General features: G+C 43.1%; 16 protein-coding genes. 5 read left to right on the top strand and 11 right to left on the bottom strand.

The window, feature by feature from the left end; translation table 11 throughout:
* On the top strand, positions 1-748 hold a 748-nt coding region (locus IQ242_RS06525), incomplete at its 5' end, for a glycosyltransferase (RefSeq protein WP_305070277.1).
* 269 nt (positions 749-1,017) lie between these two features.
* Here the strand turns inward: IQ242_RS06525 and IQ242_RS06520 are convergent.
* The 6 genes from IQ242_RS06520 to IQ242_RS06490 all read right to left on the bottom strand — a co-directional run bounded on the left by IQ242_RS06520 (position 1,018) and on the right by IQ242_RS06490 (position 4,979).
* Positions 1,018-1,362 (bottom strand): DUF5615 family PIN-like protein, encoded by a 345-nt coding sequence (locus IQ242_RS06520; protein ID WP_002794977.1) that lies wholly within the window; start codon positions 1,360-1,362, stop codon positions 1,018-1,020.
* On the bottom strand, positions 1,359-1,652 hold the full coding sequence (locus IQ242_RS06515) for a DUF433 domain-containing protein (RefSeq protein ID WP_002794978.1): 294 nt from the start codon (positions 1,650-1,652) through the stop codon (positions 1,359-1,361). The genes IQ242_RS06520 and IQ242_RS06515 overlap by 4 nt, the downstream gene beginning before the upstream one ends.
* Before the next feature lie 256 nt (positions 1,653-1,908).
* Positions 1,909-2,259, bottom strand: a complete 351-nt coding sequence (locus IQ242_RS06510; RefSeq protein ID WP_002771467.1) for a DUF5615 family PIN-like protein — start codon at positions 2,257-2,259, stop codon at positions 1,909-1,911.
* Positions 2,243-2,818 (bottom strand): DUF433 domain-containing protein, encoded by a 576-nt coding sequence (locus tag IQ242_RS06505; RefSeq protein ID WP_228020850.1) that lies wholly within the window; start codon positions 2,816-2,818, stop codon positions 2,243-2,245. Before IQ242_RS06505 ends, IQ242_RS06510 begins: the two co-directional genes overlap by 17 nt.
* Before the next feature lie 282 nt (positions 2,819-3,100).
* Positions 3,101-3,601, bottom strand: a complete 501-nt coding sequence (locus tag IQ242_RS06495) for a DUF2726 domain-containing protein (protein WP_002771463.1) — start codon at positions 3,599-3,601, stop codon at positions 3,101-3,103.
* A 382-nt stretch (positions 3,602-3,983) separates the two neighbouring features.
* Positions 3,984-4,979, bottom strand: a complete 996-nt coding sequence (locus IQ242_RS06490) for an L-lactate dehydrogenase (RefSeq protein WP_123230406.1) — start codon at positions 4,977-4,979, stop codon at positions 3,984-3,986.
* Positions 4,980-5,214: 235 nt separating this feature from the next.
* Between IQ242_RS06490 and IQ242_RS06485 the strand changes: the two genes are divergently transcribed.
* On the top strand, positions 5,215-5,556 hold the full coding sequence (locus IQ242_RS06485) for a DUF952 domain-containing protein (RefSeq protein ID WP_193959414.1): 342 nt from the start codon (positions 5,215-5,217) through the stop codon (positions 5,554-5,556).
* On the opposite strand, the gene IQ242_RS06480 is transcribed toward IQ242_RS06485, so the two are convergent.
* Both IQ242_RS06480 and cofG read right to left on the bottom strand, forming a co-directional pair.
* Positions 5,533-6,846: a cytosine deaminase gene (locus tag IQ242_RS06480; RefSeq protein WP_193959409.1), complete on the bottom strand. Its 1,314-nt coding sequence runs from the start codon at positions 6,844-6,846 to the stop codon at positions 5,533-5,535. The two genes, IQ242_RS06485 and IQ242_RS06480, sit on opposite strands and share 24 nt — an antisense overlap.
* 159 nt (positions 6,847-7,005) lie before the next feature.
* A complete protein-coding gene (gene cofG, locus IQ242_RS06475; protein WP_193959408.1) occupies positions 7,006-7,893 on the bottom strand; it encodes a 7,8-didemethyl-8-hydroxy-5-deazariboflavin synthase subunit CofG in 888 nt (295 codons plus the stop codon).
* A gap of 112 nt (positions 7,894-8,005) precedes the next feature.
* On the opposite strand from cofG, the gene IQ242_RS06470 reads away from it, so the two are divergent.
* Positions 8,006-9,670 (top strand): transglutaminase domain-containing protein, encoded by a 1,665-nt coding sequence (locus tag IQ242_RS06470; protein WP_193959407.1) that lies wholly within the window; start codon positions 8,006-8,008, stop codon positions 9,668-9,670.
* On the opposite strand, the gene IQ242_RS06465 is transcribed toward IQ242_RS06470, so the two are convergent.
* The 3 genes from IQ242_RS06465 to IQ242_RS06455 all read right to left on the bottom strand — a co-directional run bounded on the left by IQ242_RS06465 (position 9,667) and on the right by IQ242_RS06455 (position 10,714).
* Entirely contained in the window at positions 9,667-9,933 is a 267-nt protein-coding gene (locus IQ242_RS06465; RefSeq protein WP_002771454.1) for a hypothetical protein, read from the bottom strand. The two genes, IQ242_RS06470 and IQ242_RS06465, sit on opposite strands and share 4 nt — an antisense overlap.
* Before the next feature lie 138 nt (positions 9,934-10,071).
* The gene (locus IQ242_RS06460; protein WP_193959413.1) at positions 10,072-10,467 is read right to left on the bottom strand and encodes a transcriptional regulator; all 396 of its coding nucleotides are present in this window, start codon (positions 10,465-10,467) and stop codon (positions 10,072-10,074) included.
* Positions 10,454-10,714, bottom strand: coding sequence for a type II toxin-antitoxin system HigB family toxin (locus tag IQ242_RS06455; RefSeq protein ID WP_193959412.1), 261 nt, complete (start codon positions 10,712-10,714; stop codon positions 10,454-10,456). Before IQ242_RS06455 ends, IQ242_RS06460 begins: the two co-directional genes overlap by 14 nt.
* Before the next feature lie 344 nt (positions 10,715-11,058).
* Between IQ242_RS06455 and IQ242_RS06450 the strand changes: the two genes are divergently transcribed.
* Positions 11,059-11,769 (top strand): sirohydrochlorin chelatase, encoded by a 711-nt coding sequence (locus IQ242_RS06450; RefSeq protein ID WP_193959411.1) that lies wholly within the window; start codon positions 11,059-11,061, stop codon positions 11,767-11,769.
* Positions 11,766-12,160, top strand: a 395-nt coding sequence (folK, locus tag IQ242_RS06445) for a 2-amino-4-hydroxy-6-hydroxymethyldihydropteridine diphosphokinase (RefSeq protein ID WP_193959410.1), incomplete at its 3' end; no start/stop codon positions are given. The genes IQ242_RS06450 and folK, both read left to right, overlap by 4 nt.

Below are 12,160 nucleotides of genomic sequence, written 5' to 3'. Positions count from 1 at the left end.
GACTCGTCCCCTGAATGAGTTAATCAACCGGCAGCGTCAAGAATGGGGGTTAATTCCCTATCAAAACATCAATCAACGCTATTCACCCATCGCCCAAATTAGCCAACAACCTGCCGAATTCGAGTTTCCTCGGTCAAATTTACCCGCTCACTTTCACTTTACGGGTCCCTTTCACGATTCCTCCACCAGAAAAACGATTCCTTTTCCCTACGAAAAATTAACCGGACAACCCTTGATTTATGCTTCCCTCGGTACAATTCAAAATCGCCTACAATCGGCCTTTAATGCGATCGCCGAAGCCTGTGCCGATTTGCCAGTACAATTAGTTTTATCCTTGGGCAACACCGACTCTAACATTCAAATAACGACAAAAAACGCCCTAGTTGTTCCCTACGCTCCTCAATTAGAGCTTTTAACCAGAGCCTCTCTTACTATCACCCACGCAGGCTTAAATACTACCCTAGAATCCCTTGCCCAAGCTGTACCGATGGTGGCCATTCCCATCACTAACGACCAACCGGGGGTATCTGCTCGGATAAAATGGTCGGGGACAGGGGAAGTGATTCCGATTTCCCGTCTAGAAGCTCCCCGTTTACGAAAGGCGATTGAAAAGGTCTTATCCGTCCCCAGTTACCGAGAAAATGCCCTGAGAATGCAAAAAGCACTACAGAAGACTGGAGGAGTGAAAATGGCCGCCGATATCGTCGAAAAAGCCATTTCTACCGGCCAACCCGTCCTATCGGTATAATGGCTAGGGTCTGCTAAAAAAGTTTTTCCTGGGGACAGGGTGTCGGGTGTCGGGTGTCGGGTTTTAAAAACGTTATCGAAAACAATTGACAAAAATCGCCCTTTATAACCCGTCCATGGCCTAACACAAACCGAAGAACTATAAAGATTAGATTGAACATTTCTGGGATTTCTGTCTAACAGCAATGGTCAGCGGTGATGAATGAACTAGAACATCGCCGCTTCATCGTGTTAGCTGGCTTGTGCTTAGAGTGTAAGTTTGCGGAGAAATCATGCGTATAGTAACTGATTATTAATACTATCAACAGTCAACGTGTTGACTAAAACACCAACCCGTTGCACGACCTCGTAGGCAGTTTTCTGAGGGACAACAATAATTCCACAATGTTCTCTGCCTTCCTCTATGAATTGAAGATGCAATCGTTCAAAATCAACTCGGTTGTGGGTGACAAGACATCTACCTAAAGAAGCGGCAAATTCTAATTGTTCGCTGTCAGTTTTGCCCAAAGTTGACTGCTCAGGAACAGTGGTGACATCTAAACCACGAGAACGCAGAAGTGTTGCAACTAACGCCGACATATCTTCGTCCATGTAAAGCGAAGCAAATATGCTCATAGCTTACCCAAAGCTGCCTTTACAGAAGGATGCACCAACTCATCGGGGACTTGATTACGTTCAATGTACTCGTTAATTTCTGCTTGATGATCCAAATAAAAACTCAAGGCATCGAACACTTGTGCTAAGGTCAAATGAGGTAAATGAGTTGGAATTTCCTCTGGCATCACACCTAATCGCCACAGACCGACGATTGCGCGAATAGATGTGCGAGTGCCTTCAATAATTGGCTCTCCACCTAAAATCTCATTGTTTCTGGTGACATAACGTGAAAGAGTGATAATCGTCATGGAATTAGGTATCTTAGGGAAATCGCTGATTCTATTTTAGTCAGGGACAGACATGACTTGATCATGGCATCTAGTGGCTAGAGGAATCCTAGGCTAGATGTTTTTTCGGCAACCTAACCTAGTACTCTGATGGAAACTACGCGGTAAAGAAATCTAATTTTCATAAATGTTCCTCTCGACACTGACTTAGTTTCGGTCTTGCGGTCTAACGGTTAGGTCACTTAGATTTCTGGAGTAGAAAATGATAGAGATTGCATCAAGCGAAAGGAATGAAAAGAACCCGACCTTCATATTCTTCAGGTTCACTACAACAAATAAATAGTTCTAAATCATCAAGAATCTTACCAATGGGTGCTTTTGAGATCACCTCAACAACTCCAGTCATAGGTAGTCCTTGATTGACACGATTGTAGGCATACATCGTAATAGTGGCTACATCATGGGTGAGCAGGATGCGTCCCTCATTAGCTGCCCATTCTAAAATATCTGGATCGTCAGTGTTCATCAGTCCTACATCTTGGACGCGAATTATATCCAATTCAGGTAAACGCCTCACCAGTCCACGCAAGATGGCTCCATTAAAATTTTCGTCAGTTAGAAGGCGCACTTTGCCTCGACTCTCCTTTTGACTGATAACGAGCAAGCAAGCGCTGTCTTAAATCGACTAAGTTGTGTTTTTGAGTTAGTTGTTGTCTCAGTTGTTGAGCTTGTTGGTCGCGTTGTTCCAAATAACTGTCAATTTCCTGACGGTGATTTAAATAATAAGCAATGGCACTGTATATATCTTCCAAACGAAGAACTGAAAACTGAATAGCGATTTCTTCAGGAGTGGAGCCGTTGTGGTATGAGGCAAGTATGCTATCGAGAGTCACTCGGCTCGAACCTATACGGATACCTCCCGCTTCATCCCAACGAAAAGGAGGAGAAGTTACTTGGAATTTGGCTGGGGTGTTGCGAAGGACTTCATCGGGATATCTGACGTTGTTGGTTGCCATATCCTCTTCTGCCTGAGCGATGAGGGGAGCTAATTTTCCCGATGCTGGGTCCGCTTCAATTTGTCTATCCCACATCTCATCAAGATAGTCTTGAAGCCAGTTTGCCAGAGCGCGGACTTCACTCTCTGGCAGTTGCTGAATAGCCGACTCAACTTCTGAGTGATTAGTCATATAACAGGTCAAATTTGAAGATCACAGCCATTTTATCGCTAATTAGGGTTTGCTGGATAAATCTAAAAACCTTTTCTGCAAACGTTAGCACAGATGAACTTCTTTCTTGCCTTTGATGTTTGTTTTTACAGATACGATTTAGCATTTGAGATTAGTCAAAAATAGTTTGACTAGAGAAAAAAGAGGCGTGTTAGATTTCATTAACACACTCTACCAGAGCGGCTACGCTGCCTTCTTCAAATACTTGAAACGTGAGTTGATAGACTTCCATTCGTGATAAAATCAGAGGATTTTAGATTTTATCTCCGAGATAGAATATGAGGGCTTGACTGCAAATCGCAACATTTTTAGTGCTGATGATTGAGCTGCCTGATTCAAGAAGTTATCTCGATCAGTACGACCAGACTTTTGATGAGTCTTATCGTCTAGTTCGATAACAGCTTCAACTGTTAAGTCTTCTAGATTACATAAAACAAAATCAAAATGTTTCGCTGAAATTTTATTGAAAGCACGCTGCCAATGACTTTTGTTTAAACCATTTTCAGGGGTAAGAACATCGGCAACACGAACCTTGCTAAAAATGATGAACTCATCCCCTACTGCCTGCTTTAGAGCATGATAGAACTTAATTTCAGATGGAGTTAGTAATGTTCCACGAATTTGATAAGAGTATTTTTGCTTTGATACATCGGAACCTTTACTAGCAACAAAGTGAGGACTAATAAAAACAATAATAGTTAAAGTAAGTGCCGTTATGACAATTAATAGAATTAGCCATCCCATAATTTTCTTTCTTCCATCTCAATTATAAATAAGTCTAACCATTGATTATACAGAAACTTTCTCCATAACACTCTTGAGAGTAACGATGTGGGTCAACTTTCGGCATATTACCCCATTTTAGCGCCATCGCCAGAACTTTTCCGCGTATCATAACCAAAAGCGTATTAGCCAGAGTAGATTCCTAACAACAAGCTGAAATAAAATAGACTTTTCGGGAAGTCTAGCACTAATTGCTTCAGTCCACCCCACAATTACCTAATTTTCGGGGAAAAAGTGCCTAAATTTTCCCCTTGATCGCTCTTATAGTCGGCACTTTTTCAGGGCAAAAAAATCTAAAAATCTTAGCCAACAATGTTTTTAGATTTATTCAGCCAACCCTAGGTTAAATTTTGAGTTGATCGATTAAATCGCGCATAATTTTGGCCGAATTATGTAACTGTTCCGTTTCTCTGGGACTGAGAGCAAGATTCAGGGTTTTAATCACTCCTTTCTCATTAACCACCGAGGGAATACTTAAACACACATCTTTGAGACCGTATTGACCATCGAGGAGAGTGCTAATAGTGAGAATTCTTTCTTGGGAACGTAAAATCGCTTTAACGATATCCGTGGTAGCTAAACCGATCGCATAGCTAGTATAACCCTTGCGTTTGATAATTTCATAGGCGGCGTTTTTAACCTGAAGAAAAATTTCTGTTAAGCTTTCTTGGTCGGTTGCGCTTAAATCTTGCCAATCTCCTTCGAGTAACCTTGCTCCTCCGATATTAGCCGAACTCCAGACAGCAAGCTCACTATCACCGTGTTCACCGATAATATAAGCGTGGACGTTACGCGCATCTACATGGAGTTGGGTGGATAAAAGAGAGCGTAAACGGGCAGAATCTAGCACTGTACCCGAACCAATCACCCTAGAAGGCGGAAAATGGGTGATTTTAAGGGTAACATAGGTCATGATATCGACGGGATTACTCACCACCAAAATCAAAGCACTGGGGCAGTAAACAGCCACATCCGCAAGAATACGGCGAAAAATCGCCACATTTCGTTCAAGGAGATGTAATCGGGTTTCCCCCTCTTTTTGGGCAGCCCCGGCAGTAATAATCACCACATCGGCATTTTGTCCCACATCGGCCACGGTTCCCATTTTCAAGTCCGTGGGTTCAATAAAAGGCATTCCGTGCCTTAAATCCATCACTTCCCCTTCGACTTTATCCGTGGCGATATCTTGCAGAATTAATTCATCAAAACAGTCTTGAATTAACATCGAGTAAGCGCAGGCCATCCCCACCTGACCAACACCGATAATTACCCCCTTGCGAGGACGCAGAGGTGCGGGTTTTTCAGCGTAGGGATTGGGAGTAAATATTTTATCTAACATAGATTTTTGCAGTTACTGGCTCGGTAAGCTTATTTTAAGGGGAAAAGGTTAATATCAGGTAAAAAGAGACTATAAAGAGATTTTGAGGACGTTACCAGCCATTTTTTTCTGGTAAGTGGTCGGACAAATTTCTTGTCTTTATTCCTTGACCTCTAGTTTAAGAGAATTGAGGGCCGCTGACAGCTTCAGGCTATATCCTAAAATTAGGAATAAAGTGACAGTAGGAGGCGAACCGATGATCTATCACATCACCACAGAAAGAGGTTGGCAAATAGCTCGTGAAATGGGGGAATATCGGGCTTATTCCCTAAAAAATGAGGGATTTATCCATTGCTCCACCTTAGAACAAATTCCGAAAGTTGTGGACGCTTTTTATCAAAATCAGCCAGATTTGCTGGTTTTAGCCATTTCTCCTGAACAATTGCAGTCCCCGGTCAAATGGGAGCAGCCCCAACATCCTAACCCAGAAAATGCAACTCTAGAGCTAGAAAAAGAGACCTTTCCCCATATTTACGGTGCTATCAACCTAGAATCGGTGGTTTTTGTCAAACCCTTACAGGAGTTCCTCAATTCCTAGAACTAAATCATCTAACTCTTGGTAATCGGGGAGAGTAGTATCGATGCTTAACCCGCGCCGAATCACGAGGCGATCCCACTGTGGTCGCGATAATAGCTCGCTAAAGTAGCGCGCCTTGAAAATTAACAAATTTGCCTCTAGACCCGTCTTAATGCGCCCTAAATGGGGCAATCCGAGCAGATTTGCTGGGGTGAGGGTGACACTATTTACCCAGTCAGCGTAGGGTGTGTCGAGATGGGCAATCCGCACCGCTTGGGTAAAGACTTCTAAACCATCGTGATCCCCAAAACCATAAAAGGGATCGCGACAGTTATCGCTGGCAAAAGCTACCGGAATTCCCGCTTTTTTCATCTCTTTTATCTTAGTTGTCCCGCGCCAAAAAGGGGTTTTTTCCTCTTGACGATCCTGTAGGTAGAGATTGCACATCGGCAAGCTAACGATAGCAATACCCGCATTTTTGACTAAATTTAGGGTTTCTTGGATTATTTCAGGGGATTGTACCGCTAAACTGCAACAGTGACCACAGATGATTTGTCCAGAAAATTGCTCTTTGATAGCAGTACGCGCGATCGCTGCTAAACAGGTAGAATCGGAATCGCCGTTTTCATCCAGATGAAAATCGAGATTTAAACCCCTTTCTTGGGCTAATTTGAAGGTAATATCAATTTGTGCCTGTAAATCAGGATTTGTGTAGGCTACTCCCCCTAATATGCCTCCAAATTCGGCAATTTTATCGGCTAAGGCCGCTCCCTCGGAGGTTTGATAGTAGTCAAGGGAAACTAGAGAAACCGCTTGCAGGGTGATTTTACCGGCCCATTGTCGTTGCAATTCTGCCAAAGCAGTTAAGCTAATCTGTGCCTGTTGACCAAAAGAGTCGATATGGGTGCGAATAGCCGCAGTTCCATGGGCATAACTGCATTTAACGCCGAATTCCATGCGACGATATACATCCTCTAAGCGCCACTCCCGTCGAGAATCCTCTAGGGCCATTTTTAAGGCGCCGTCAAAAGTGCCATCACGGTTAGGACAACGCTGCCAACTATGACCTTTATCGAGATGGGTGTGCATATCGATAAAACAAGGAAAAACAAGCTTTTTTTTGAGGTCGATGACGGGAATATTATCTTCGGGGGGGATGGTTGAGGTGATGCGATTAATGTTACCGTCATTAATTTCCAGATTAACTAAGGTTAATCCCTCGGAGGTTTGGGGAGAAAAAACCTCATTTTCTAGGAGGGAAACGGGAATATGGGCATTTTTGAGCCAGTAGCGCTCGCTTGATGGAATCATAAGACCTCTGGTAAAAATCAAAAATTGTTGTTAGGGTTAGGAGTCGGTCGTCAGGAGAATTAAGAATGAATAATAATCAATTATGCGGTATTAAGTAAGGAGTGTTAAATGGCATTAACAGTGCTATCTTTTCACTGATTACTGATTACTGATTAATGTTTACTTATAAACCGGCAGACGCGGCTTTAATTCCCAGCCATAAATTGCTAAAAATTCCTTTAATTTATTGGGGTGTAAATGGAGGTAATCGGGATTAACTTCATCGATCAGGCCAATACCGCCTAAATCCCGCGCTCCTGCCGCTAAACAATCCAAGAGAAAAAGAGGATCGGGTACTAAATTCGGGGGAATTTGAATGACAATATCTGGGGGCAGAATTTCCCTAGCTTGCCTAACCAGATCGGGTAATTTTTGCAGATCAAAAGGATTATTTTGCCACTGTTCTCTTTTGCCCGGATTGTAGGGTTGTAGGATCACTTCTTGAATATGTCCCCAACGTTGATGAATAGTGGCAATAGTTTCTAAGGTTACTAAGCGATCGCATTCTGTTTCACCAATTCCTAATAATAAACCCGTGGTAAAAGGAATTGCTAATTCTCCCGCCCATTGTAACTGCTCTAAGCGCAGGGATGGCACTTTACTGGGGGCATGACGATGGACAGTATTTAATAAAGTCACCGTCATTTGTTCTAACATTATGCCCATAGATAGATTGACATTTTTCAGTTTTTCCATCTCGGCAAAAGTTAAAATTCCCGCATTGGTATGGGGATAAAAACCCATATTTAAAGCCAATTCTCCCAAATTATAAATATGCCGAAACCATAACTCTCGATTGGCTGCTAAAGGATGAACTTCGCCGCTAAGAATTAAAATTTCCGTAATTTCCGAAACCTGCAAAGCAGTTAAAATCTCTTTGGCTTTTTCCAAACTTAACCAGCCATCAGTGCCTAAATCCCTGCGAAAATTACAATAACTGCAACGATTGAAACACTCGTAGGTAGGCACAAGGGTATGAGAGGGACTATAGGTGACAATTCTTGACATTTTTTTCGGGATTGCAGTTCATTACGAGCATTCAAGGGCGAGAAAATTTGCTATCGTGGGGAGAATTGCTGTTTTATTCACCTAAAAACGCTCTCCCTTTTCGTTTCCTCCTATGATTTTCGATCCTGCCAGTCTTCCCTCCCATCGTCAAACGATTCGTCCGATTAGCGCCACGGCTCTGCACGGAATTGTATTTCAAGATGACAAATTAATTGCCATCGACGCAAAAAACGGCTATTTATACCAAATTGCCCTCGATACTGGTCATACAACCGTACTTAATTCCCATCGCTGGCAAGAATTCGTCGGGACGACGGGATTGGCAATCGATGATCAAAATAACCTCTGGTTTACCACTCGCGAAAATCTCTACTGCTGCACTCTCGAAGATTTTACCCCGAAATTTTTCACCCGTCTTCCCTACACCGCTAACGGAGTCGCCGTAACTGCTAACACAATTTATGTCACTTGTCAACGTTCTGGACAAATATTTATATTTGATCGCCAATCGGGACAGGAAATTACTCGTTTGTACGCGCCTGGTATCGGCATCGAAAATATCACCATTCGCGGGGAAGAACTTTGGTTAACGGATACCCTAGAACAAACGGTTTACTGTCTTGATCGCGCCACGGGAGAACAGCTTTTTAGCATGATAACTCCTTTTGAATCACCGACGGGATTAGCATTTTATCGCGATGCGAACAGTGGCAAGGATATCCTATATGTAGCCTATGCTTTCCAAGAACCCTTTATCCGCGATAATCCCAATTCCGAACAGGTTTACGAACTTAGTTATCGTCCGCGTACTTTTGTCCATCCTCTATATTTTCACTACGATCCCGCTAAAAAATACACCCTTTCTAACGGTTATCTGATCGAATTATCCTACGTCGAGGAATTGGAACCCCTCTATAATATCGAACTTAAAAATGTGGAATGGCGCATCGCTTTACCCTTAGAAACACCACGGCAAAAAATTCGCAGCGTCGAAGCGGTGGGATTGCCTTTTATTGAAGAAATTCAGGACGGGCAGCGGGTGGCAGTATTTAAGTTCGAGCAAATAACCAGCAAACAACGTCATATTTTTGGGTGGAAAGTAGTCTTAGAAGTATGGGGTATTAAATACCAAATTACTCCCCAAGATTGCGAAGATTTACCCCCCTTACCTGCCGATTTTCCCGATCGCTATTTGATCGATAATGATGATCTGGCCATGAATACAGAAATTATCCTCAATGCTGCCGAAGAAGCGATCGGTCGGGAAACCAATCTCCTCCGAAAAGTTTATAGTATTCGTAACTACGTCTATGATCAGCTTTCCTACGGCATCAAACCCAACATCGACACCCCTGATATTGCCCTGCGGCGCGGAGTGGGTTCCTGTGGCGAATATGTGGGTTTATTATTGGCTTTGTGTCGTCTCAATGGTATTGCCTGTCGCACGGTAGGACGCTATAAATGCCCACCCCATCCCCTCGAACGTAATTTACCCCTCGAACCGGATTACAATCACGTCTGGATGGAATTTTATCTGCCCTCTATCGGTTGGGTTCCCATGGAGTCCAATCCCGATGATATTTTTGAAGGCGGTCCCTATCCCAATCGTTTCTTTATGGGTTTAGCTTGGTATCATACGGAAATTGCCAAAGATATCCCCTTTGAACGAATGCTCAGTGAAGGACAACCGGTGTTAAAAACCCAAGTTCCCATCGGCGATTTAGCGATTAATCACGTTCAATTCATCATTCTTGAGGAATTAGCCCCACAAGACTAGAATTCTGAGCCATCATCTAGGATGCCCATTTCTCTATCTCTTTCTTCTTTGAGTTCTTTGACCATTTGTAAACCCGCACCCACACAGAAGCCTAGGGCTGCCCCGGCACCGGCAAAATAACGTCCATAGATGATTTGATAGTGATGGGGATTTCTATAGTTGACTTGGCTGGGATTGCGTTCAATGCGGCTAATGCCATAACCGATACCAGCACCAACTAAAGCCGTTACTAGGCCTGAAAATAGAACTAGACGAAAGTTCATGATCTTATCTCCCGATGGACTCTGACTTTAGATTATCGCTGAAAATTAGTTAATGGCAAGCTATCGCAATAATTTGTTAAGTAGTCGTGTCAAATTAATTTCCCTTGAGATGTGTAATTAATTTTGCTTAGGTACTTATTAAGTAAATAAACTGGCATCAACCCGAAAATATGCCCCCAAAGACCTAGCTTCTGACTGATTGATGCTGCGTTGTCCATTAATTATTTGCTCCACCGCATCAGGGGAACCCAAAATAGTAATTAGCTCTGGATATTCTATCTCGTTAGCTTCTATCAGATGCTGTAAGGTTGCTAAAGGATTTCTATCAGGAATTGGATAATTATCCGCCTCGAATCTTTCGATCAAACTAATCAATAACTCCAGTAAAGCCTCCTCCTCTAAACTAAGTTCCGAGCGATGTTCTAACTCTTGGGCAATTGCGATCACTCGCTCGGTTTCCACCTCTGTGGTGATTGCTTTTGGTTGATAGTGAGCGAGTAATTCTCCATAGGTTTTAGAATTAAAAGTAAGCATCATTTTTACAATTTTCTTTATCGTACTCGGCATGGGTAAGAATATTTTTAATATAAATAGTCTGTCGGCTATAAACTATATCTACAATTAGACGAAAGTGATTTCCTTTAATGTTAAAAACAGTGAAATTACCAACAGATTCAGCACTTTTATAAGTGGCTTGCACATCGATTAGATTTTGCCATGCTGCTTTACTAGCGACTCTATACCAATCATAGAGAGACTCGCAGGAATTAGCATTAGTGATACAGAAATCGCGAAGTATTCGACGGCTAATTACCCGCGCAATACAAATATACCTCTGGCAGTTTCTGTCAATAGCAATTATATCTCAATATCTAGGCTAACTCAAGCCGGCGGGCTGATTGGCTCACACTTTACATTGCCTAAAATGGTAGCACTTGGGGCTAGTGGGGACGTTTTCCCGCTTACCAATTCAGATAGGCTAAATTGAGAATATCAGGGGCATTGATACCTAAAGGGAGAGAAAATGTATTAGGCTAAAAACTAAACTATTTTGGCAAGATTTCTTTGAAGACCTCCTCAGCCTACTTATTGGTTTTCCACGGTAGTCGCGATCCGCGTCCAGCCATGGCGGTGACGCAATTAGCAGCCTTAGTTCAGGAAAAAATTAGTCAACCCGCCGAAAGATTAGGGAGTAAATCGGAGTTTAGCCCATCTCTAGCGGTTCTAGAAGCAGATAATCGGGTATTAGTGGGGACTGCCGCCCTAGAATTAGCGATAACACCTCTCCATCAACAAATAGAAGCTTTTGCCCAACAAGCGCAAAGCCAAGGATGTAACCAGTTGCAGATTATCCCCCTGTTTCTCCTGTCGGGGGTTCACGTTAAAGAAGATATTCCCGCGGCCGTGGACAAAGTGCGATCGCCAATTAAGCTAGAGTTAAAGCCCCATTTAGGCAGTTATCAGGGCATAAAATCGCTGTTATCCCGACAATTTGCCGATTTAAGCCCCCAAGACCGCATTTTACTGTCCCACGGTAGTCGTCGCCCCGGGGGTAATCGAGAAGTGGAGAATCTAGCGGCGTTTTTTGGAGCAATTACAGCTTATTGGTCGATAGAACCGAGTTTACCCCAACAAATCGAGAGTTTAATCGCTCAAGGTAGCCAAACAATCGCTATACTGCCCTATTTCCTCTTTGCTGGTGGAATTACGGATGCGATCGAAGCCCAAGTTTTTGACATATCACAAAAGCATCCAAATGTCAATATATTTTTAGGTAAATCTTTAGGGGCGACGGGGGAATTAGCCGAGATTATTGTTGAGGAAGGATGTGGATGAAGCGGGCAGCGATCGCTCTGGGCAGTAATTTAGGGGATTCAGCGACAATTTTAGGGCAAGCTTTAGGGGAATTAGAGCGAGTCAAAGGAATTAAACTAGAAGCTCATTCCCAATGGCATCAAACCGCAGCCGTCGGCCCTCCTCAGCCCGATTATCTCAACGGTTGCGCCATTGTGCAAGTGGACTTATCTCCCTTAGATTTACTGCATAAATTATTAGAAATCGAGCAGTTATTCGGGAGAGTCCGACGGGAAAGATGGGGAGCGCGTACCCTCGATTTAGACTTAATATTTTATGAGGACCTGATCTTAGAAACGCCGGAATTACAGATACCCCATCCCCGCTGCCGAGAACGGGCCTTCGTGCTGCTTCCCCTGGCAGAAATTGCCCC

The sequence above is a fragment of the Microcystis sp. LEGE 08355 genome (assembly GCF_015207185.1).
Taxonomy (GTDB): domain Bacteria; phylum Cyanobacteriota; class Cyanobacteriia; order Cyanobacteriales; family Microcystaceae; genus Microcystis; species Microcystis panniformis.
The sequence above is the reverse complement of the archived record's forward strand: the minus strand, read 5'-3'. Positions and strand labels throughout refer to the sequence as shown.